Origin of the sequence: Corynebacterium sp. TAE3-ERU2, from assembly GCF_019209955.1 — a bacterium.
GTDB classification, from domain to species: Bacteria; Actinomycetota; Actinomycetes; order Mycobacteriales; family Mycobacteriaceae; genus Corynebacterium; species Corynebacterium megadyptis.
This window is the reverse complement of record NZ_JAHUTL010000006.1, coordinates 21,901-43,783: the sequence shown is the minus strand read 5'-3', so window position 1 is coordinate 43,783 and position 21,883 is coordinate 21,901. Positions and strand designations below refer to the sequence as shown.

The 21,883-nt window shown below is 62.6% G+C and carries 14 protein-coding genes, 1 pseudogene and 1 CRISPR repeat array; of the genes and pseudogenes, 8 read left to right on the top strand and 7 right to left on the bottom strand.

Annotated elements, in window-relative coordinates; genetic code table 11:
• Window positions 1-7: 7 nt before the first annotated feature.
• On the bottom strand, window positions 8-877 hold the full coding sequence (locus KRX12_RS09080) for a bifunctional methylenetetrahydrofolate dehydrogenase/methenyltetrahydrofolate cyclohydrolase (RefSeq protein WP_218366419.1): 870 nt from the start codon (window positions 875-877) through the stop codon (window positions 8-10).
• Between the two features lie 9 nt (window positions 878-886).
• Here KRX12_RS09080 and KRX12_RS10910 point away from each other — a divergent pair, with 9 nt between their 5' ends.
• Window positions 887-1,456 carry a tRNA (cytidine(34)-2'-O)-methyltransferase gene (locus KRX12_RS10910; RefSeq protein WP_370625570.1) on the top strand — a complete coding sequence of 190 codons (570 nt, stop codon included), beginning with the start codon at window positions 887-889 and terminating at the stop codon, window positions 1,454-1,456.
• 28 nt (window positions 1,457-1,484) lie between these two features.
• Here the strand turns inward: KRX12_RS10910 and KRX12_RS09075 are convergent.
• The 3 genes and pseudogenes from KRX12_RS09075 to KRX12_RS09065 form a co-directional block, all read right to left on the bottom strand.
• Window positions 1,485-2,618, bottom strand: a pseudogene (locus tag KRX12_RS09075) (PH domain-containing protein); the annotation flags it as partial.
• A gap of 248 nt (window positions 2,619-2,866) precedes the next feature.
• The gene (locus KRX12_RS09070) at window positions 2,867-3,382 is read right to left on the bottom strand and encodes a PH domain-containing protein (protein ID WP_218366417.1); all 516 of its coding nucleotides are present in this window, start codon (window positions 3,380-3,382) and stop codon (window positions 2,867-2,869) included.
• Window positions 3,383-3,421: 39 nt separating this feature from the next.
• Window positions 3,422-6,583 carry an error-prone DNA polymerase gene (locus KRX12_RS09065; RefSeq protein ID WP_218366416.1) on the bottom strand — a complete coding sequence of 1,054 codons (3,162 nt, stop codon included), beginning with the start codon at window positions 6,581-6,583 and terminating at the stop codon, window positions 3,422-3,424.
• Window positions 6,584-6,732: 149 nt separating this feature from the next.
• Between KRX12_RS09065 and KRX12_RS09060 the strand changes: the two genes are divergently transcribed.
• The 6 genes from KRX12_RS09060 (at window position 6,733) to cas2 (ending at window position 14,276) form a co-directional block, all read left to right on the top strand.
• Window positions 6,733-7,596, top strand: a complete 864-nt coding sequence (locus KRX12_RS09060; RefSeq protein WP_218366415.1) for a MetQ/NlpA family ABC transporter substrate-binding protein — start codon at window positions 6,733-6,735, stop codon at window positions 7,594-7,596.
• A gap of 74 nt (window positions 7,597-7,670) precedes the next feature.
• Window positions 7,671-8,738: a methionine ABC transporter ATP-binding protein gene (locus tag KRX12_RS09055; RefSeq protein WP_192796399.1), complete on the top strand. Its 1,068-nt coding sequence runs from the start codon at window positions 7,671-7,673 to the stop codon at window positions 8,736-8,738.
• Window positions 8,739-9,416, top strand: coding sequence for a methionine ABC transporter permease (locus KRX12_RS09050; protein WP_218365277.1), 678 nt, complete (start codon window positions 8,739-8,741; stop codon window positions 9,414-9,416). It abuts the gene before it with no gap.
• Window positions 9,417-9,741: 325 nt separating this feature from the next.
• Complete coding sequence (gene cas9 / locus KRX12_RS09045; protein ID WP_218366414.1) at window positions 9,742-13,041, top strand: type II CRISPR RNA-guided endonuclease Cas9; 3,300 nt, start codon at window positions 9,742-9,744, stop codon at window positions 13,039-13,041.
• Between the two features lies 1 nt (window position 13,042).
• Window positions 13,043-13,966, top strand: coding sequence for a type II CRISPR-associated endonuclease Cas1 (gene cas1 / locus KRX12_RS09040; RefSeq protein WP_218366413.1), 924 nt, complete (start codon window positions 13,043-13,045; stop codon window positions 13,964-13,966).
• The gene (cas2, locus tag KRX12_RS09035) at window positions 13,947-14,276 is read left to right on the top strand and encodes a CRISPR-associated endonuclease Cas2 (RefSeq protein ID WP_218366412.1); all 330 of its coding nucleotides are present in this window, start codon (window positions 13,947-13,949) and stop codon (window positions 14,274-14,276) included. Before cas1 ends, cas2 begins: the two co-directional genes overlap by 20 nt.
• A 50-nt stretch (window positions 14,277-14,326) precedes the next feature.
• Window positions 14,327-15,324: a CRISPR direct-repeat array (repeat unit 36 nt; unit sequence GAAGTCTATCAGGGGTATATCGAACTGAACCCCAGC).
• 137 nt (window positions 15,325-15,461) lie between these two features.
• On the opposite strand, the gene KRX12_RS09030 is transcribed toward cas2, so the two are convergent.
• Complete coding sequence (locus KRX12_RS09030; RefSeq protein WP_218366411.1) at window positions 15,462-18,401, bottom strand: FAD-binding and (Fe-S)-binding domain-containing protein; 2,940 nt, start codon at window positions 18,399-18,401, stop codon at window positions 15,462-15,464.
• A gap of 43 nt (window positions 18,402-18,444) precedes the next feature.
• A complete protein-coding gene (locus KRX12_RS09025) occupies window positions 18,445-19,401 on the bottom strand; it encodes a sucrase ferredoxin (protein ID WP_218366410.1) in 957 nt (318 codons plus the stop codon).
• A gap of 142 nt (window positions 19,402-19,543) precedes the next feature.
• Here KRX12_RS09025 and KRX12_RS09020 point away from each other — a divergent pair, with 142 nt between their 5' ends.
• Window positions 19,544-20,269, top strand: a complete 726-nt coding sequence (locus KRX12_RS09020; RefSeq protein ID WP_218366409.1) for a hypothetical protein — start codon at window positions 19,544-19,546, stop codon at window positions 20,267-20,269.
• Here KRX12_RS09020 and KRX12_RS09015 read toward each other — a convergent pair.
• Complete coding sequence (locus KRX12_RS09015) at window positions 20,266-21,882, bottom strand: DNA polymerase Y family protein (RefSeq protein ID WP_370625569.1); 1,617 nt, start codon at window positions 21,880-21,882, stop codon at window positions 20,266-20,268. The two genes, KRX12_RS09020 and KRX12_RS09015, sit on opposite strands and share 4 nt — an antisense overlap.
• Between the last annotated feature and the right edge of the window lies 1 nt (window position 21,883).

Below are 21,883 nucleotides of genomic sequence, written 5' to 3'. Positions count from 1 at the left end.
TCCGGTATTAGAGCTCGCGCTGGGTGAGACCGGCGAGCTTCTCCGCCCGCTCCACCACATTGCGCACGAGGAAGGCGCGGGTCAGCGGGCCCACACCGCCTGGGTTCGGCGATACAGCACCGGCGACCTCCCACACATCGGGGTGCACATCGCCCATCAGCTGGCCGTCCTTGCGGGAGACTCCCACATCCAGCACGGCGGCGCCCGGCTTCACCATGTCGGCGGTGAGCATATGCGGCACGCCCGCGCCGGCGATGATCACATCGGCCTGCTGGGTTTCCGCCTTCAGATCGGCGGTGCCGGTGTGGCACAGCGTCACGGTGGAGTTCTCGGAGCGGCGGGTGAGCATGAGCCCGAGGGGGCGGCCCACTGTCACGCCACGGCCGATCACCACAACCTTGGCGCCGTTGAGCTCAACATCGAAGCGGCGCAGCAGATGAATGCAGCCATTGGGGGTGCAGGGCAGCGGGGCGGGCTCGTTGAGCACCAGCTTGCCCAGATTCACCGGGTGCAGGCCATCGGCATCCTTGGCGGGGTCGATGGCCTCGAGCACTGCGTTTTCGTCGATGTGCTTCGGCAGTGGCAGCTGCACAATGTAGCCGGTGCAGGCGTCATCATTATTCAGCTCCTCAATCACCTCGAGCAGCTCTCCCTGGGTGACATCCTCCGGCAGGTCCTTCCGGATCGAGTTCACGCCGATCTTCTCGCAGTCCTTGTGCTTCATGCGCACATAGGACTGGCTGGCGGGGTCCTCGCCCACCAGCACCGTCGCGAGCCCTGGAGTGATGCCCTGTTCCTTGAGTCTTTCGACTTTCTTCGCAAGTTCGACGAAAATTTCGTCGCGGTAGAGTTTTCCATCCAGTTTCATCGCGGTCATGGATCCATTATGACAGACGCCCGCCGCGTAGGATGGGCCCACGTGAACACCGCGCCCGTTACCAGCCCCAGCACCGCCCTGCCCTATGCCCATGTGGTCTTTGATAACCCGGTGATTCCCCCGAATACCGGCAACGCCATCCGCATGTGCGCCGGCACGGGCGCCACCCTGCACCTGTGCGAGCCACTCGGCTTCGATCTCAGCGAAAAGCACCTGCGCCGGGCCGGTCTTGACTATCACGACCTCGCCCAGGTGCAGGTGCACTCCTCGCTTGCAGCGTGCCTCGACTCACTGCCCGATGCTCGGGTCTTCGCCTTCACCACCAGCGGCACTCTTAGCCACTCGGAGGTGCACTACCAGCCCGGCGATGTGCTGCTCTTCGGCACCGAGCCCACGGGGCTCAGCGCGGCGGCGCTCTCCCATCCTCGCGTCACCGCTCAGGTGCGGATTCCGATGCTGGCGGGGCGGCGATCGATGAATCTGTCCAATGCGGCGGCTGTGGCGGCTTATGAGGCGTGGCGGCAGCTGGGCTATCCGGGCTGTGCAGCGCCGGGAGCTGGCGCTGGCGGAGCCGATTAAGCAGGGCGTAGCCATCGGCGCTGGCGATATGCTTGAGCTCCATCTTTACTGGGCCTTCCACCAAGTCGAGGCGGACGCTCACTAGCCCGAGGTACTGCTGCAGCGGCCCGGCGCTGAGCGTGAGCTCCTGAATATGCTCCAGCTCCACCACGCTCATGGTGCGACTGAAGCGTCCGGTGTGGATAACGGCGTAGTCATCCACCAGGCTGAGCCCGCGGTAGCGATAGTGCAGCGGCCCCAACCATCGCGCCTGGCGGGGAGAACGCACCATCGGCGAGTGCAGCTGCCCTGGCTGCGCCGCCCCCTGCAGGTGCTCGGCGTCGACCTTGCTGAGCAGCAGGAGTAACGCGGTGGCCGTGGCATAGTCTCCCACCGGCAGCACCGTCGTGGTGGTGGAGGTTTCGCTGCTATCGCCATAGCCGGCCACCGACACCGTGACCTTCCACCAGCCGATGCGCCGCCACAGCAGCGGCTGGGTGATGGATACCCCGTGCACACGGTGCAGCGGCACGGTTTGCGAGCGACGCTCGGTGAGCCCATAGCGCAGCAGTAGCTCATGGGTGGTGGCATTGTACTCAGCACGAAAGCCCCACGCCCGATTAGCGAAGCTCACCACGGAGGGTAAGCCAGCGAGGAGCATCGGCAGCACGAAGGCGAATCCGGCGGGAGTGAGCGCGACCAGGATGAGCGCCAGCGCCGTAACGATGGTGGACCACTGGAGGGCCAGCGCGAGCAAGGCCTGGCGCACAGGAACGGCGGCCAGCAGCTCTGGCGCGGCGGCCGCGGGAGCTGCGGGCACGGGGCTCTCGGCGGCTGACTGTTCAGCCGCGGCACTCTCGGTAGCAGCGGGCACTGCTGCGTCCTGTTCTCCGCGGCTATGGCGCAGCACAGTGTCTTTGACCCGCTCGGCGGTGTTTTTATCCAGGTACTCGATCTTCAGCACCGAATCATCGCCGCCTGCAGTTTCAATGTGCACGGCAGCAAGACCGCAGATACGGGCGACGAGAGGCTCGGCCACATCGACGGCCTGAATCCTATCGCAGCGCGCGGACCGGGATTGGCGGCTGAACACGCCTTTTTCCACCACCACTTCATCGCTGCCGAGGCGATAGCCATTGCGCTTCCACCAGATCCGAGACAGCGCCCACGTCAGCCCGAGCACAAGCACGGTGCCGCCGATACTCACCACGATGGGCAGGAGGGAAAAAGAGTCACGATCGTGCAGCAAACCAACAATATCGCCGAGGAGTTCCCGCTGGTTGATGCCGATGGCGACGATCAGCGCCAGCAGCGCCCGCCAGAAACGAATCAGCGGGGTCAGCGGGTGAACGCGCTGGAATTCGGCGTTGTCTGCGGTGACCGCAGCCGCGCCGTTGTCTGGTGCGGCGGCGTCGGGGTGCAGTTCTTCTTTCACAGGCCGCTCATCCTCTCCTTCGCCTTCTCACTCAGGCGCACGCGCAACTCGGAGGCCACATCCTCGGGCAGGCCCGGAATGCTGGAGTCGCTGGTGGAGGACGCGGTGTGCAGCTCGATATTCTTCAGCCCCAGAGCACGCTCGATGGGGCCGTTATTGATATCGACGAATTGGATGCGGCCATAGGGCACCACAGTGAGGCTGTAGAACAGGCGGCCGCGGCGCACCAGCAGCTCATCCTCGGTTTCCGCCCAACCGATGCGCGCCACTTGCACGATGGTGAGCGAGGCGATAAACGCGCTGATCCCAGCCATGGCGATCGCACCAACGATGAGCGCGATCTGCCACCCACCAGAGGCGAAGTACGCACCGATGGCCATGCCGAGTGTCGCAAGGACCAGAACGGGCATGCGGCCGATAAGCCGCGCCTTCACCAAAGCCGGGGAGACGGGCTGAAACGTCACGCCCATGGCGTCGGCGTCGCGCTGGTTGAGTTCGGTGTGAGAAGCCATAGGCCCACTTTTAGCACAGTGCGCACCGTGCCCCGCTGCTTAGCGAAAGTCGCGGGAGCGGAGGTCCAGCATCTCTCCGAGGGCCAGGGGCTCGAACTTATCGGCCTCCACGGTGGCCGCCCCGGTGGCGGTGCGCACGATACCGCGCACGAGCAACGCGGTGGCGGTGCGCGCGAGCCGGCGGTAGCGCGCCCACAGCCCCGGCGAGACCACCACATTGATCAAGCCGGTCTCGTCTTCCATGCCAAAAAATACTGCACCGCTGGCGGTCTGGGGGCGCTGGCGGTGGGTGATAATGCCGGCCACGAGGATGCGGCGGCCATCTTCCTGTGCCAGCAGCTGCGCTGCGGGTATCACCCCGCGCCGGTCCAGCTCGGCGCGGATGAGTTCCAGCGGCTGGCTGGCTGGGGTGATCCCGGTGCTGGCCACATCGGCCACCATGAGCTCAAAGGTGTTCATTCCCGGCAGCGGCGGCGCGGTGATCGCCGAGAGCCCTGGCAGCATGCCCTGCTGCTCACTGGCCGCCACGCCCGCCACCCATTGGGTTTGGCGGCGACTGATCCCGAGTGCCGCGAAGGCCCCGGCGCGGCCGAGGCTTTCCACATCCCGGACGTTCAGCTCGGCGGCGCGGGCGATATCGGCCACCGTCGATGCCGGCGTTAGGCCGTGTCGGATCTCCTCGAGCTTCTCGGCCGCCTGCCGCCGCAGCCCTTTCACCGAGCACAGCCCCAGCCGGATTGCCCCGTTGTCCACCCGTGGTTGCACATCCGAGTCCAGCACCGAGACCGGCTCTACCTGCACCCCGTGCCGACGGGCGTCTTGAATCAGGGATTGGGGCGAATAAAAGCCCATGGGTTGGGCGCGCAGCAGGCCGACGCAGAACTCGGCTGGGTAGTGGTATTTAAACCAAGCCGAAAAGTACACCAAGGAGGCGAAGGATTGGGAGTGGGATTCGGGAAAACCATAGGCGGCGAAGGCCATAATTTTCAGCCACAGCCGATGGGCGGTGTCCTCATCTATATTGTGGGTGCTTTTACAGCCCGCATAGAACTTCGCCCGCAGCGTCTCCATTCTCTCCGGTGAACGTTTGGAGCCCATGGCGCGTCGTAAAGCATCGGCCTCGACGCCGCTAAAACCAGCGGCGTCCACCGCTATCTGCATGAGCTGTTCCTGAAAGAGCGGCACGCCGAGGGTTTTAGCCAGCGCGTTTTCTAGGCAGGGGTGATCGAACTCCACGGGCTCGAGGCCGTTGCGGCGGCGGATATAGGGGTGCACTGAGCCGCCCTGAATCGGGCCCGGGCGTACCAGAGCGACCTCCACCACGAGGTCGAAGAACTCGCGGGGTTTTAGCCGCGGCAGGGTGTTGAGCTGGGCGCGGGATTCCACCTGAAAGACCCCCACGGCATCGGCGCGGGCGAGCATGGCATAGACCTCTGGCTCGGCGAGGTCGAGCTCCCATAAGTGCACAGTGATGCCGTGCTGCTCTGCCACGAGATCGATCATGTGGTGCAGGGCCTCGAGCATGCCCAGGCCCAAGAGGTCGAATTTCACCAGCCCCGCGGAGGCGCAGTCATCCTTATCCCACTGCACCACGGAGCGATCGTCCATGCGCGCCCATTCCACGGGCACCACATCCGCAATGGGGCGATCACACAGCACCATGCCGCCGGAGTGAATGCCGAGATGCCGAGGCTGGCCTTCCAGACTGGCCGCGAGCTGGCGCACCTGCTCGGGCGGGTCGGCGACGCCGCGCGACCAGGCATCACAGCTGCCCTGCGCAAAGCCGAGGGCACGGCCGGCATCGCGTATCGCCCCCTTATGGCGATAGGTGATCACATTGGCCACCATGGCGGCGTAGTCGCGGCCATAGGTGTTGTAGACGTATTGGATCACCTCCTCGCGGCGGCCCGATTCAATATCAATATCGATATCCGGCGGCCCTTCTCTTTCGGGAGAGAGGAAGCGCTCAAAGAGCAGCCGCGCACTGATCGGCTCCACATTCGTGATGCCGAGGGCAAAGACCACCGCAGAGTTGGCGGCTGAGCCGCGACCTTGGCAGAGAATATTCTCCCGTCGGCAAAAATCCACGATCCCGCACACGATGAGGAAATACCCGGCGAAGCCGAGCTGTTCGATCACATCGAGCTCATAGTCGATCTGCGCATGGGCGCGGTGGGCGATCTCGGTGGGCCGGGACGCATAGCGCTGGGGAGCCCGCTCCGCGACCAGCTGGCGCAGCTGCGCCATCTCGTTGTCGCCGTGGCTGGGCAGATTCGGGGCCACGAGGGTGAGCTCTAAGGCGCATTCCTCCGCCAGCCGCAGATTCTCTGCCATGAGTTCGCTGGCGTGCGGCACCATGGTGGCCAGTGCCTTCTCCCCCAGCAGCCAGCGCCCACCCATGGGGTCGAGTTCCGCGGCGTGATCGCCCACGCTGCGGCGGGCGGCGAGGGCGTCCTTCGCGGCGGCGAGTCGCCGCGCCCCCATCGTGGCGGCAGTGGCCACGGCGGAAACGGTCCCCCGCAGCTGGTACTGGGCGCGAAGCCGGTCCAGCTCGGCGTGCGCATCGGCGTCCGTGGGGCGGCGAGAAATCCGGTACTCAAGGCGGATATTCTCCCGCCCGAATGCCGCGATGAGGGCGGGAAGCTGTGGGGCCCAGGTGGCGTCGACAAGCACATACCAGTGACCGCCGGCAGCGGTGCCGAGCGCCGCCAGCGAGGGATAGACCGTGTGGTCTTTTTCCCCGGCGGCCATCGCCGCGGCGGATATAACGCGGCTGAGGCGGCGATAGCCTTCGACGTCCTTGGCGAGCACACACAAGGTGGCCGGAATCCCCAGCTGTTCGCCGACACTGAGCTCGGCACCGATGATCGTGTCCAGCTGATACTGCGCTGCGGCCTCGGCGAATTTCACCACGCCATAGAGGCCATCGCGATCGCACAACCCGAGGGCGCGGTAGCCCAATTCCACGGCGCGAGCGACGAGTTCTTCTGGCTCAGATGCGCCGTGTAAAAAGCTATAACTCGAGCGGCAATGCAGGTCCGCGATACGCCCCTGCGATTGTCGAACATGCGCTGCGTTAGGGCTAGACTGAGCGGGTGCCGGTTGCAGGCGCCCATCATAGCGGCCAGAGAGCAGCCTTTCTAGCTTTGACCAGCTTAAAGGGCGGGCATTGACCCCCAAGAAGCAGCCATTCCATTCCATGCGCCCCACGCTAGCACGTTTCGCACACCTGTTCTAGCCCCTTATTGCCCCCTCCGTAGACCAAGCTGTACAGATTCAAACGAAGGTGCTAGCGTAGAGCAGCGTCAAATAGACAGCTCTTTCTACTACTTTTTTCTAAGGATGTTCCCATGAAGCGATTTACCCGCACCACCGCCGCCCTGGCCACCGTGGCCCTGTCCGCCACCGCGCTTGTAGCCTGCGGCAGCGATGATTCCTCCACCATCAAGCTCGGCTCTACTGATTACACCCTGAAGCAGTTCGCCGCCTGGGAGGACGCAGCCAACGAGAACGACATCGACCTCGAGGTTGTGAACTTCAGCGATTTCAATACCCCGAATAAGGCGCTGGCCGAGGGCGAGATCGACGCCAATAGCTTCCAGCACCTGAAGTTCCTCGCCGAGCACAATGTGGGCTCCGGCGATGACCTCCTGCCGATCGGCTCCACCTATATCGTGCCGCTGGCACTGTACTGGAAGGACCACGATTCCCTCGACGGCATCGAGGGCCAGGAGATCGTGATCCCGAACGATCCCTCCAACCAGGGCCGCGCTATCAACGTGCTGGTGCAGGCGGATCTGATCACCCTGAAGAATGACGTGGATAACCCCACCCCGGCCGACATCGATAAGGATAAGTCCAAGGTTGAGGTGCAGCCGGTGGATGCCGCGCAGACCCCCACCGGTTGGGGCGAGGGCAAGCCGGCCATCATCAACAACTCCTTCCTGGATCGCGCCGGCATCGACCCGAAGTCCTCCATCTTCGCCGATGACCCCAACTCTGAGCTCGCCGAGCCCTATATCAATGTGGTGGTTGTGCGCGCCGAGGATAAGGACAATGAGCAGCTGAAGAAGCTCGCCGAGATCTGGCACACCCAGGCTGTGGTGGATGCCGATCAAGAGGACACCGCCGGCACCTCCGTCGCCGTGGATCGCCCCGCCGATGAGCTGCAGGAGATCCTGCACCGTCTCGAGGACGAGATCCGCAAGGGCTAATCCCCGCACCACGGCCCCCTTTTCCTAGGGGGCCTTTGTTTCCATTCACCTACGTTTTAAGGAACTTTTCGCTCGTGGCACAACAACCACACGCGGCCGCCGCCGGCTCCATCCCGTCCGGTACTACTGGCACCGCTATTGAATTCCGCAACGTGTCTAAGACCTTCTCCACGAAGCGCGGCACGGTGACCGCCCTGGATAACGTCAATCTCACCGTCGCCCCCGGGGAGATCCTCGGCGTGATCGGCTACTCCGGTGCGGGCAAGTCCACCTTGGTGCGCCAGATCAATGGCCTCGATGTGCCGAGCTCCGGCGAGATTCTGCTGGACGGCACCAATATCGTGGGCATGCCGGAGAAGAAGGTGCGCCAGCTGCGCCGCCATATCGGCATGATCTTCCAGCAGTTCAACCTGTTTTCCGCGCGCACCGCAGCCGGCAATATCGCCTACCCCCTTGAGTTGGCCGGCATCTCCAAGGCCGAGCGCACCAAGCGCGTCCAGGAAATGCTGGACTTCGTGGGCCTCTCCGATAAGGGCGGCTCCTATCCCGAGCAGCTGTCCGGCGGACAGAAGCAGCGCGTGGGCATCGCCCGCGCCCTGGCCACCAACCCCTCCTTGCTGCTGGCCGATGAGGCCACCTCGGCTCTCGACCCCGAGACCACCCAGGATGTGCTGGCCCTACTGCGCAAGGTGAACAAGGAGTTCGGCATCACCATCGTGGTGATCACCCACGAAATGGATGTGGTGCGTTCGATCGCCGACAAGGTGGTGGTGATGGAAAACGGCCGCGTGGTGGAGCAGGGCTCGGTATTTGAGGTGTTCTCGGATCCGCAGACTGCTGTGGCTCGCCGCTTTGTGGCCACCACCCTGCGCAATGAGCCGGACAATGTGGAGTCGGATGATCTTCGCGGCAAACCGGGGCGACTATTTACCGTCAAACTCACCGAGACCTCCGGCTTCTTCACTGCGGCCGGCCACGCCCGCGAGGCCGATGTGAGCGTCGATATTGTGCACGGCGGCGTGACCACCCTGCAGGGTAATTCCTTCGGCAAGGTCACCGTCCGTCTGAATGGCGATAATGCCGCCATCGACGAGTTCTACCGCTCCCTCACGCAGACCACCGAGATTCAGGAGATTTCTTAAATGGACACCACTTATCTCGCAGCTGACTGGGATCGGCTCGGCGATACCTTCATCGACTCCATCTTCGAGACCCTCTACATGGTGGGCATCACGATGGTGGCCGGCGGCTTCTTCGGGCTGGTGCTGGGCATTTTGCTCTACACCACGCGCCCGAGCGGCATCCTGCGCAACTCGTTTGTCTACGCCGTGCTCAACGTGTTGGTGAACTTCATCCGCCCGATCCCCTTCATCATCCTCATCGCCTTCATCGGCCCGCTGACCAAGGTGGCCATCGGCTCGACCATCGGTACCGGCGCCGCCACCTTCGTGATGTCGATCGCCGCGACCTTCGCCGTCGCCCGCATCGTGGAGCAGAACCTGGTGGCCATCGATCCCGGTGTGATCGAGGCGGCCCGCGCCATGGGCGCCTCGCCGTGGAAGATCATCACCACGATCATCGTTCCCGAGGCCCTCGGCCCGCTGGTGCTGGGCTATACCTTCATCTTTATCGCGGTGGTGGATATGTCCGCCATGGCCGGCTACATCGGCGGCGGCGGACTGGGCGATTTCGCCATCGTCTACGGCTATCGTTCCTTCGATTGGACCGTCACCCTCGTGGCCACCGCGGTGATCATCATCATCGTCCAGCTCGCGCAGTTCTTCGGCAACTGGCTGTCGAAGAAGATCATGCGCCGCTAGTTCGGCTCATCGCAGCACGCTTATCGACGCAGCGTCCCCGCTTCATCGGGGGCGCTGTTCGCATTATCCGCCGCAGTAATCACACGACACTAGCGAGGCTTCCGCTTCCACGGGCGTAGACGTAGTCCTCTTCGCTACGTACCGGCTACACACCGCCCCCTATCCTCCACATTGGGGGGATACGTAGCCGTTTTCTGGTTGATAAAAAATTTCGCTGCTAATATCAGTAGCGAACTGAACCTCAGTAAGCGCCGGCTAGTTTCCGGTTGCAGAATGCTCCAGCCGGACCTTCGGGTCCGGCTTTTTTAATCTAGGAGGACACCTCATGTCCACGAAGTATGTCGTAGGCATCGACGTCGGATCGTATTCACTCGGCTGCGCCGCCATCGAAGTAGACGAGGCTGGAAATCCACTCCAGCTATTGAACACCGTTTCTTTTATCCACGATTCTGGCGTTGATCCGGACTCAAATAAGACTGCCAACACACGTCTTGCAGAATCTGGTGTGGCTCGTCGAACTCGGCGCCTCTACCGGCGACGCAAGCATCGCACGATAAAACTCGAAAAGTTCCTCAAAGCGCAGAATTGGACGACGCGTCCATTCGAGGAGTACTCAGATCCGTATTTCCCGTGGAAGGCTCGGGTCGCACTCGTTAATGGCTTCATCGCTGACGAAGCCCAACGGGGGGAATACCTGTCGGTAGCGCTGCGCCACATCGCCAACCACCGTGGATGGAGAAATCCCTATCATTCAACCGCTAGCTTGTACTCCCCCGGTGACGCGAGCGATGCCTTCAATGAGATTCGCGAGAATCTCAGCCAAAAGACTGGCCGTCCTATCCCCGGCGACGCCACCGTGGGGCAGCTGATCTCCTTCGCGCAATTCGGCCACCATCGCCTCCGCGGCGGCGGCAAAAGGAAGGACAAGAAGAACCCAGATCAGGCAAAGCAGGCGGTCATATCGGCTCGGCTACAACAGAGTGACCATGCGCGGGAAATCAATGAGATATGTCGTGTCCAGAAAATCGACGACACTCTTCGGAAAAAGATCATTGATCTGGTCTTCGCTGCTGAGTCTCCCAAGGGCGCGCAGCAAGGCCGTAGAGGCAAGGATCCTCTCAACCCCACACAAACACGTGCTGCTAAGGCCTCTGATAGTTTCCAGCGCTATCGTGTCTCCGCGCTGATAGGCAATCTGCGTATCAAAGAAAGCACAGGACAGACGAGACGTCTCACTGCCGAAGAACGAGCCTTGGTATTCGATCATCTGATCAATCTTCCGGCCAAAAAGGACCCTTCATGGCTCGATGTCGCCGCTATCCTGTCCGTCGATCGCGGGCGGTTGAGGGGCACAGCAACTCTTACCGACGATGGTGAACGCGCTGGCGCTCGGCCGCCGGTGCACGACACCAATCGAGTTATTTCGCGCTGCCGCGTTAAACCTCTTGTTCACTGGTGGGCTACAGCCGATGCCGCTCACCGAGCCGAGATGGTCAAGGCGCTGTCCAACTCCGAGGTGATCAACTTTGACTCCAAAGAAGGGGCTGCGGTTCAGGCATTCTTTGCCGAATTAGATGATGACCAGCATGAGAAACTCGATTCGCTTCACCTGCCCATCGGGCGCGCAGCCTATAGTGAGGACACTTTAACGCGGCTGACTGCGCAAATGCAGTCAGAGAATATGGACTTGTATGAGGCACGCCGTGCAGAATTTGGTGTCTCCGAAGACTGGGTTCCGCCCAAGCCACGCATCGGCGAACCGGTAGGAAACCCAGCGGTGGATCGTGTTCTCAAGGGCATTGCACGGTGGATTGAAGCAGCTGAGGCCGAATGGGGTGTGCCGCAGTCCATCGTTATCGAGCATGTGCGTGATGGTTTCTCCAGTGAAAACGTTGCTAGGGAGATCACCCGTGAAAATGACCGTCGCCACAAACGGAACCTTCAACTGTTCGCGGAGATGCAGGAAAAGCTCAATATCGATGGCGCCGTGCGCCGCTCCGATCTGTGGCGCTACCAGTCACTCCAGCGCCAGAACGAGCAATGCGCCTACTGTGGCGCACCCATCACCTATTCCAATAGCGAGATGGACCATATCGTGCCACGTGCAGGGCAAGGCTCAACCAACGTGAGAGAGAATCTGGTGGCCGTGTGCCATCGCTGCAATCTCGCGAAGAAGAATATTCCTTTCGCAGTATGGGCAGATAAATGCCCCATACCCGGTGTTTCACTCGCTGAAGCCCTCGAACGCACCAAGTTCTGGCTTCCTGAACCTGGACAGAAAAAATCGGATTTTAACGCGTTTCGAAGTGCTGTCTGCGAACGGTTGAAACGAACCCACGCTGATGAGCCCTTAGATTCCCGCTCCATCGAGTCTGTGGCGTGGATGGCTAATGAGGTGAGGGGCCGTGTCGCACAGCACTTCCATGAGGCTGGTACTAGCGTCCGAGTTTATCGAGGTGCTCTGACGGCTGAGGCGCGGAAGGCTTCTGGTATTCACAAGCGTCTGCGCTTCATCGATGGCCCTGGAAAATCCCGTTTGGATCGCCGGCATCATGCCGTAGATGCAGCAATTATTGCTTTTACCACGCCCTACGTTGCACAAACCTTGGCTGAGCGTGCGAATAAACGCCAAGCAGCTTTTATCGAAAACGCACCAGATCAGTGGAAAGAATATACGGGTGCCGATGACGCTCACCGTGCTGCCTGGAATTCTTGGGTGCCCAAGGTTCGTAAACTTGCGCATATGCTCCAAGCGGCGCTCGACGAGGACCGAATCGTTGTCACCTCCAATCTACGACTGCGATTGGGGAATGGACGTGCACACGAAGATACGATCGGAGCACTCAAGAAAATTCGTGTCGGCGGAGAAATCTCTGCCACAGATATCGATCGAGCCTCTTCAGAGGCACTGTGGTGCGCGCTCACGCGTGAACCCGACTTTGATCCTAAAGAAGGCCTGCCTGCGAATCCGAATAGGCGCATTCGAGTCCACGGTTCGTGGTTTAATGCCGATGATGAGATCGAGGTGTTTCCTGTCGGGGCGGGCTGTATCAAGGTCCGCGGTGGTTATGCGGAACTGAGCCGGTTCCATCATGCGCGCATCTACAAAATCACATCAGGAAAGAAACCGTCCTACGCGATGCTGCGCGTCTATAACGTCGATCTTCTTCGTCATAGACACGAAGACTTATTCGCTGTCGAAATCAAGCCCCAAACAATCTCTGCTCGCCAAGCAGAACCAAAGCTCCGCAAGGCGCTAGCAGAGGGCAACGCAGAGTACCTAGGGTGGCTCGTTGTCGATGATGAGTTAGTGATTGACACATCCAGCTTCACTACTGGACAAATCGCCGGGCTGCAGGAAGCCTTCGGCACGGTATCAAGATGGCGGCTCGACGGCTTTTACGGCGAAGGTAGGTTACGTTTGCGTCCATTACTCATGAGTGCTGAAGGTATTGGCTCGGATGCCCCTAAAGAGGCGCGAGTGATCATTGAAGGTCGTGGGTGGACACCAAGTGTCAATACAGTTTTCGGCAAGGGGCAGCCAACAGTCATTCGCCGTGACTCGCTAGGACGCGTGCGCCTGTCTAGCGCGGCACATCTTCCCGTCTCCTGGAAGGTGCGCTAGCATGCATTCCGGCTGGAGGGTTGTAGACTGCTCGAACCTCGAGGGGACCATTCGTTATCACCGAGGTCAACTGGCCATCCAGCCGGACAACGCATCAGAGGCAGTCACCGTCCCGTTGAGTCATATCGCGGTCGTCATGGTCGGAACGAAGGTGAATATTTCCGGCGCAGTGCTCGCAAAGCTCAGCGAATACGACATTGCGCTCCTCATTACCGATTGGCGTGGTGTACCAGTTGCTGGGGCGAGCCCATGGAATGAACACACTCGTATCGGCGCACGTCAGCAGGCACAGGCTTCACTTTCCCTCCCCCGCCGTAAACAGGCGTGGGCGCGAATCGTGAGTGCAAAGATTTACGGACAAGCGGCAACTGCGGAGGCGCTGAATAAGGAGAGCTACCACCTTTTAAAGAAGCTCAGCCGTAGTGTTCGGTCAGGCGACGTGGATAATAAAGAAGCAGTAGCCGCGCGAATCTATTGGAAAGCACTCTCGGAAGGCCCAGATTTCAGGCGGCAACCAGGCGCTGCTTCGGACGGGTTCAACTCCGCGCTTGACTACGGTTACACGCTTCTTAGAGGAACTGGAATACGGGCAGTCGCTGGTGCTGGGCTTGCTGGGACACTCGGTGTGTTCCATCATGGCCGTGCTAACGCCTTCGCTCTGGTTGACGATCTTATGGAGCCGTTCCGTCCGTTCATTGATCAGTTTGTGTTCTCTATTCTGGAGCCGGCTTCACCGCTCACCGCAGATCACAAGCACCAACTTTCATCCTTTGTTCACAGCTACCCGTTCAACAGCGATGGCCAGAGCGTGTCGACGGTCTTTCAAGACTTTGCGCAGCATTTTGGTCTGTACGTCGAAGGAACAGTGGATCGGCTACAAGTCCCGCGTTGGGAAGGGCAGCTCAGTGCCGGCGAAGGACAGTGAACCGGTGTGGTGCGTCGTGATGTTTGACCTTCCGGTCAAGACCAAAAACCAGCGTAGGGAAGCTAATCGCTTCCGCAACCGGTTGTTCGACCTTGGTTTCTGCCGCGCCCAGTACAGTGTTTACGTTCAGTATTTCCCACTGGCGGCGCGTCTCAGCACAATCGTGAAACAGGTGAAAGGCGAACTTCCCGCAGGCGGAGAAGTGCGCATTTTGTCCGTGACGGACCAGCAGTGGGCAAAGGCGATCCGTTTTTCGAACCACAAGGAACAAGCGGTCGAGGAAATCCCCTCTCAACTCACAATTTTTTAAAAACGTATGCTGAAAAAGACCCAGTTCAGACCCTGTTTCTGGGCCTAACTGAAGTCTATCAGGGGTATATCGAACTGAACCCCAGCTACACAGCTACGTCCTTTCAGTCTGGTTGAAGTCTATCAGGGGTATATCGAACTGAACCCCAGCTTGTCCCCGGATGGTGTCGAGATCAGCTGAAGTCTATCAGGGGTATATCGAACTGAACCCCAGCCACCCTGGTACCCATCACCCCACAGCGCGAAGTCTATCAGGGGTATATCGAACTGAACCCCAGCTACCTCGGTCACATAGTCTGGTGTGTCATGAAGTCTATCAGGGGTATATCGAACTGAACCCCAGCCGCAGGTAGTGGTAAGCGGCGAGCACCAGAAGTCTATCAGGGGTATATCGAACTGAACCCCAGCGGCTGGGGTCGATCCACTCGCCGCGCCGGAAGTCTATCAGGGGTATATCGAACTGAACCCCAGCCGCCCAGGTGCCGGCCGGGTACAGGATCGAAGTCTATCAGGGGTATATCGAACTGAACCCCAGCAACTCGTACTCTTCCAGTACGCGGTCCCGAAGTCTATCAGGGGTATATCGAACTGAACCCCAGCACGGCTCACGAGTGAGACCAGAGTTACGGAAGTCTATCAGGGGTATATCGAACTGAACCCCAGCCCGACGGGAAACCACAGTGGAAAGAGGAGAAGTCTATCAGGGGTATATCGAACTGAACCCCAGCCTCGTCGCCACGATCACCCCACTTTTTGGAAGTCTATCAGGGGTATATCGAACTGAACCCCAGCGTCGTAGAACTCTCCGAGCGCCCCCTCCGAAGTCTATCAGGGGTATATCGAACTGAACCCCAGCCGAGCTACCGATACACCGAGGGCCGCGCGAAGTCTATCAGGGGTATATCGAACTGAACCCCAGCCGCTTGATCACGGTGATCGCGTCCTCAGGAAGTCTATCAGGGGTATATCGAACTGAACCCCAGCATAGGGCGGGCAGGTAGTCTTGCATCCAGGAAGTCTATCAGGGGTATATCGAACTGAACCCCAGCGAAAATGGGCATAGTGGCGGTCTCGGTGAAAGCCTATGGCGGTGCACCACGCTTAACGGCGGTACCGCTTTCCACGTCCTGCGCTGCGATGATCCCACAACGACAAGCCTGTAGCTGCAGGATCACCGCCTCGCGACCTACCGCGTCGCCTCCTCCAGCAGGTACAGCACGTGCTCATAGCTTCGCCCGGTGATTTGTTCCATGCCCAGCTCGCAGGTGCGGTTGGAGGACACATAGGCGTCCACGCGCCCGTTGGCTTCGGCCTCGGCCAGCCCGGCGCGCTCGTCGCGGGTGGCGGCGTCGAGGAGCTCGGGGTGGAGCATGCCGCGGTCGCCGGCGGTGCCGCAGCAGCCGGCGCCGCGGGGCACGAAGGCCTCGTCGGCGGCGAAACTAGCGACGCGCACGAGGGTGTCGCTGAGTTCCATGTGGGCCAGCGAGCAGTTCGGGTGCACGGCCACCCGCCCGAGGCGATGGGTGGGTTCAAGGTGCTCGATCAGCCGGGCGGCCCATTGGGTGGAGTCGAGGATCTCGATCTGGGCGAAGTTTTCGGCGAGCTCGCCGTCGAGGCACTCGGGGATGCCGGAGAGAATGCCGTGGGTGCAGCTGGAGGCGTCCACGATCACGGGGATGGTGCCGTGGCGGGACCACTGCCAAAGTTTCTCGGCGGTGTGGCGCGCCATATAGGTTTTGGCGTCGTGAAAGCCCTTGGAGCTAAACGGCGTGGTGCAGCAGGTGCCGGCAACATCCTGGGGGATCGCCACCTTCTGCCCAGCGCGCTGAGAGAGCGCGAGCAGGGTTTCGGGGAGGGAGTGGCCTTCCCCGGAGCGGCCGAACATGCGGTTCACGCAGGCGGGGAAGTACACGGCATCCGCTGCGGCCGGATCATCTCCCGCGGGCAGTGTGGCGGCCCCGCCGGGTAGGCCGTGTTCGGCGGAGGGCACGAGGTCATTGTCCATGAAGGAGCGCAGCATTCCGGTGGCGATGGACACGGAGCGGGCGCCGAGTTTCTCCCCCACCACTTTCTTAAGTGCGTCTTGGGCGCTCAGGCCGCTGCGGGCGGCGGTCTCCACGGCCGCCCAGTTCTTGGCCAGGATGAGTGCCACGCGGTTGGCGATCTGGCCGTTTTCCAGCTCGCGGAAGAGTTTCATCATCTTGCCGGTGTCGATGCGCAGCGGGCAGGCGATGGCGCAGCTGGAGTCCGCGGCGCACATGTCGATGGCGTCATAGCCGTATTCGTCGATGAGCGCCCCGAGCATCTGGGAGCCGGCGGGCTGCCGGGCCATCTCGCGGCGCAGCACGATCCGCTGGCGCGGGGTGGTGGTGACGTGCCGGGAGGGGCAGACTTCCTCGCAGAAGCCGCATTCGATGCAGGCATTGGCGATCGCCTCGATGGCGGGGGTGGACTTGAAGTCCTGGAGGTGCACCTCGGCGTTGCTGGTGAGCTGCACATCGGGGGCGAGAATGCCGGTGGGGTCGATTAGTCGCTTCACCCGCCACATCAGGTCGAAGGCTTGGGGCCCCCATTCGCGTTCCACCAGCGGGGCCATGTTCAGCCCGGTGCCGTGCTCGGCTTTGAGGGAGCCATCGTATTTATTGAGCACCAGCTCCGTCATCTCTTCGATGAACTGGTCATAGCGGCGCACTTCGTCTGAGGAGCCGAAGGAGGGCGTCATGAAAAAGTGCAGGTTACCGAAGGCGGCATGCCCCATCACCGAGGGCGGATAGTTGTATTCGCGCAGCAGCTCCATGAGGTCTTTGGCGGCCTCGCCGATGCGTGCCGGCGGGAAGCACACGTCCTCGGTGATCAGCGAGGAGTTTTGGGGGCGCTGGTGCCCGAGCAGCGGCATCAGCCCGGAGCGGATCTCCCAGGCATTGGCCTGGTCGATGGCGTCCTCCATGAAGTGCAGCGGGGAGAGCAGCTCCGCATCGGCCAGCACGGCCCGTGCCGCAGCCACGGCCGCGTCGCGTTCGTCCTCCGTGGTTCCTCCCACCTCGAGGAGCAGCGCCGAAGCGTCGTCGTCAAGCGATGCCCACTCATCGTGGGCCCCCTTAAAGGAGCCGACCGAGCCCTTCAATACCGGGGAGACGAGCAGCTCACAGGCCAGGGCGCCGGCCTCCATGAGGCGGTGCACATAGTCCGCGGCGAGCTCCAGGCTGGGCAGGGTCACCCAGGTCACGGCTGTATAGCGCGGCTTGGGCAGGGTGGCGATATCGGCTTCCGCGATGAAGCCGAGAATCCCCTCGGAGCCGATCATCAGCTTGGTGAGGATGCCGCTGGCGGTATCGGCATCGAGGAAGGCATCCAGGCGCAGACCAATGGTGTTGCGGATGGAGAACTTCGTGCGCAGCCGCGCCACCAAGTCCTCGTCGGCGCGGATCTCATCCCGCAGCTCGATGAGCCCCTGGGCAAGCTCCGGCTCCCGCTGCCACAGTGTCTCCTCCGCATCGGGCAGGCGGGTATCGATGATGGTGCCGCTCGGCAACACGATCTTCAGCCCCTGCACGCTGTGATAGGAGTCCTTTTCCAGGCTGCAGCGCATACCGCCGGCATTATTCGCCAGCACGCCGCCGATCGTCGCCACGCTTGCCGACGCCGGGTCCGGGCCCAGCACCCGCCCGTAGCGGGCAAGCACATTCTGCACTCCGCCGAGGGCCTCGCCGGGGCGCACCGTCACGGATTCGGGGTGCACCACGAGCCCGCGGAAGTTCTCCCGCACATCCAGCAGGATGTCATCGGATTGGGCCTGGCCATTGAGCGAGGACCCGCCGGAGCGGAAGGTCACGGTGCGGTGATTCTGCTGCGCATAGGCAAAGATATCCGCGATCTCCTGCTCCGTGCTGGGGCTGGCCACGATCTGCGGGAAGCGCCGATAGGGGCTGGCATCGGTGGCATAGCGCACCAAATCGAGGGCGCGGGCATGCACATTGCGCGTCCCGAGCAGAGCTTCGAGGTCCTCCCGCAGCTGCCGCGGGCTGCCCTCGGCGAGCTCTTCGGGAAAATGATCCGGGTACTCGGCCCCCTCCGGCTGGGGCGGTACTCCGATGCTGGCTGACTTTTTCTGAAAGAGTGCGGGCATAGACACCAGCCTATGCTGGCATCCCATCACCCGTGACTTTTTCCTAGCTTTCCGCCACGACGCGCCGCACGCGCCCCACCCACTTGTGGGCCTTTTTCGCCGGTTTCCCACAGGATGGGATCATCTCCCCTGCCGGTCGGCGCTCGAGGAACACGTGATAGCTGGAGCCATCGGGCAGGCTGACTTCCCGCACCGTTTTCTCCGGGCTCTTCTCCCCGCCCAGGTCCACCTCCTCCACATAGAGCGAGCCGATCTCGGGGCTGCCATAGCTGCGCGCCACGAGGATCTCGGCCACCTGCCCGGCGGCGTCGAAACAGCCCCGACCGCGCAGCTGCGGCAGGTAGAGCTCCCCGCGCTGCACCGCCTCCAGCATGGCGAGGGCCCGCTCGGTGTCCATATAGGCATAGGAATAGCCCCAGGGCATAAGCATGAGGGTGGCGGCGAAGCGGTGCCCCTTCATGTGCGAGGTTTCCCATACCCATTCCTCCTCGGCGCGCGCCGCTAATTCCGCGGCGAGGGGCCGGCCCTTAATCGCGCAGCACTTATCGCGCTTGCCGTGGGTGCACACCAGCACCAGCGGGTGCGTCACTTTCTGCCCACCATTAGCCAGCGGCCTATCGAGGTTGAGCTTTAAAAGATCCTGCGGGCAGCTGACCTCCAGCCGCTCCACCACGGGCTGCTGCAGCCCATTGCCGGTGAAGATGATGAACACGCGGTAGCGCTCGCGCGGCTTCGGCCTGCCTGCGGGGCGAATGAGCTGAAAGGAGGCGTTATGCACCCCGAAGAAGTAGCTGAGTTTGCCACTGAGCTCCCCGCCAAAGGAGCCGCCATCGAGCACATCGCGGCTCCAGCCTTGGTGGTGTTCGAAAAGCACAAACTTCTGCCCCGCTTTGGCCGTGCCCTCGATGGGCTCCTCCTTCAGCTCTGAGCAGGCCATCTGCTCCGGCTCGCAGGACAAACGGCCATCGGTGGGAATCTCGGGGGCGGCAGTCTCAGTCATGGACACCAGCTTAGTGGGGCATATCCCCGTATCGCGCACCACGCGGCGCCTGCACGCTTATCGACGCCGCCCTCCAGTCCCCTTCCACTGCGCCCCAGCACAAGGCGGCCACACACCTGCAGCAAATTAGTAGGATTAAAATATGAATGACATCGCTTCTACCCGTGTACTGTCCCGCCCCTATGCCCGCGCCCTGACGTGTGTGGCGCTGGCTACCTCGCTCACGGTGGCTGGCTGCTCCCCCGGCGAGGCGGAGGATCCCGTAGAGACCAGCGTCTCGGTGAGCACCACCGCAGAGACCTCCACCACCCGTTCCACGGAGACCGTCACCTCCTCCACTACCCTGCCGGCCGAATATGACTCGGAGGATCGGGAGCCGGTGAACGAGGATCCGGGCATTACCCCGCTCGGCGAGCTCAGCACCGCCGAAAATACCTCCAGCGAGGAATGGGGTGCGGGCACCGGCAAGGTGCTCCCCACCGCGGTGCGCGTAGGCCGCCACAAGAACTTCGACCGCGTTGTTATTGATCTCGACGTGGAAAAGGGCAGCACCCCGGGCTGGCGCGCCGTCTATGAGGCACAGCCGCTGCAGCAGGCCAGCGGCCGCCCCCTCGAGGTCGCCGGCGATACCTATCTCCAGGTGGATCTCACCGGCACCGCCTATCCGATGGAGTTCGGCAAGGACTTCCCGCCGCTGGAATGGAGCAACACCTCCGGCAAGGGCATCGTGCAAGAGGTGCTGGACGCCGGCACTTTCGAGGCCCGCACCCAATTCGTGATTGGCCTCAGCGGCGGCCAACGCCCCTTCTCTGTCACGGTGCTGGAGAACCCGACGCGGGTAGTGATCGATATCGCTCACTCGGCCTAGACATAGCTGGCCTCAATCCGCCACGAGCCGCGCACCCACACCAGCACCCAGCCATAGACGCGGCGGGGATCCGTGGCCGTGAGCTGGAGCCGGGCGTGTGCGGGGTGGATGCCGACACCGGATGCGGGCGCGGCCGACCACCACTGCTCGTCCACCGGCCAGGGCCCGGCCCAGCCGCTCACGCGCAGCCGGCGCGAGCCCCACACCACCGTCTGCGGCGTAGCGCTCAGCAGCAGATCCTCTGCGAGGGCCACTGGCTCCCCGGCGGCATCATACAGCCCGATCTTGCTGGCCGGATGATTCCATCCGGGGCTGCGCCGGGCGGGTAGTGGCGCGGCCAGCCGCCCCGGCCAGCTGCCCGTATCGGCTGCGGGAACCCGCTCCCCATTGCTCACATAGCCGATGCGCTCTACCACCCCGCGCCCGCCATGATCGAAGGGGCGCAGCACCGTATCGCTGCCATAGCGTGACTGCACGCGGGTGATGACTTTCTCGGCCCGCTCGGCCCGTTGCGCCGTATCGCCAAGCGCCTCCCATAGCCCGGTATCCGCCCCTGGGTGTTCCGTCTCTAGGGGGATGAGCTCGAGCTCCACGATGCCGCCGGTGAGATCGTCCTCCTCGCCCTGGGTGTGCTGCTGCCGGTGGGTGATCCACCCGCCCAGCTGCCAGCGCACCCTGTCGGCGGTGGCCGCCTCATCCAAGGGGGCGAAGGTGCGCCATACCCTTTCCAGCGTGCACTGGCTGGCGCCATCATCCACGGTGGCGCGAATGGCCAGCTGCACACATACCCGGCCCGCGGCGGCGAGGCGCTCATGCAGCCGCGCCGCGAGGGAGCGGGCAATAAAGGCCGCCTGGTCCACCCGCAGCAGAGGCTCCTCGGGGGCATACACCACGGCTTCTCCCCGCGTGTTCTCCGCTGCGGGCGCTAAGCGCCGCGAGCTATCGGCCGCACAGATCGCATAGAGCCGCATCCCGGCGCGGGAGAATCGCGTGGCCACCGCCGCGCGCGGCAGCTGCAGCATCTCGCCGCAGCGACGCACCCCCATCTCCGCCAGCTGGCCCACCAGCTCCTCCCCCACTCCCAGGCTGGGTTCGGCGCCGATGGCACGCAGCCCCACCTGCTTAAGGAATCCGCGACTGCCGCCTGCGGGCACCACCGCACCGAGGCGGCTACTGCGGGCGGCGATAATCGCCGTCGCCAGCTCATCGGCCACCCCCATGCGCAGATCGACGCCCTGTTCTGCGGCGGCCGTCATCGCCAGATCCATCGCGCGATCCTCCGTGCCGTAGTAGCGGGCCAGACTATCTGCCGCCACCAGCACCAGCCCGGGGCGCAGCACCTCCACGGTGGCCGCCACCTGGGAGAGCGATTCCACGATCACCGCGAAGGCCTCCCCATCCGCGGTGTCGTCTCGCGCCGCGGTGACTGCCTCGGGGCAGATCATCTGGGCGGCACGCAGCCGCATACCCCGCGCCACCCCACGGCGACGCCCCGCCTGGTTGACCACCCATACCCGCTGCTCGTGGTGCACGATCACGGGCACATCCGGCCCGCTGCCTGTGACGCGAGAGACCACCTGCGCCGGCCAGTCGGGGTACCACAGTGCCAGCACC

What these genes read in the sequence shown, in the direction of transcription:
- KRX12_RS09050 (WP_218365277.1), top strand. Translation starts at nt 8,739, where the DNA reads ATGGACACCACTTATCTCGCAGCTGACTGGGATCGGCTCGGCGATACC.
- KRX12_RS09020 (WP_218366409.1), top strand. Translation starts at nt 19,544, where the DNA reads ATGAATGACATCGCTTCTACCCGTGTACTGTCCCGCCCCTATGCCCGC.
- KRX12_RS09070 (WP_218366417.1), bottom strand. Translation starts at nt 3,382, where the DNA reads ATGGCTTCTCACACCGAACTCAACCAGCGCGACGCCGACGCCATGGGC.
- KRX12_RS09060 (WP_218366415.1), top strand. Translation starts at nt 6,733, where the DNA reads ATGAAGCGATTTACCCGCACCACCGCCGCCCTGGCCACCGTGGCCCTG.
- cas9 (WP_218366414.1), top strand. Translation starts at nt 9,742, where the DNA reads ATGTCCACGAAGTATGTCGTAGGCATCGACGTCGGATCGTATTCACTC.
- KRX12_RS09080 (WP_218366419.1), bottom strand. Translation starts at nt 877, where the DNA reads ATGACCGCGATGAAACTGGATGGAAAACTCTACCGCGACGAAATTTTC.
- cas1 (WP_218366413.1), top strand. Translation starts at nt 13,043, where the DNA reads ATGCATTCCGGCTGGAGGGTTGTAGACTGCTCGAACCTCGAGGGGACC.
- KRX12_RS10910 (WP_370625570.1), top strand. Translation starts at nt 887, where the DNA reads ATGACAGACGCCCGCCGCGTAGGATGGGCCCACGTGAACACCGCGCCC.
- KRX12_RS09030 (WP_218366411.1), bottom strand. Translation starts at nt 18,401, where the DNA reads ATGCCCGCACTCTTTCAGAAAAAGTCAGCCAGCATCGGAGTACCGCCC.
- KRX12_RS09065 (WP_218366416.1), bottom strand. Translation starts at nt 6,583, where the DNA reads ATGGAATGGAATGGCTGCTTCTTGGGGGTCAATGCCCGCCCTTTAAGC.
- KRX12_RS09025 (WP_218366410.1), bottom strand. Translation starts at nt 19,401, where the DNA reads ATGACTGAGACTGCCGCCCCCGAGATTCCCACCGATGGCCGTTTGTCC.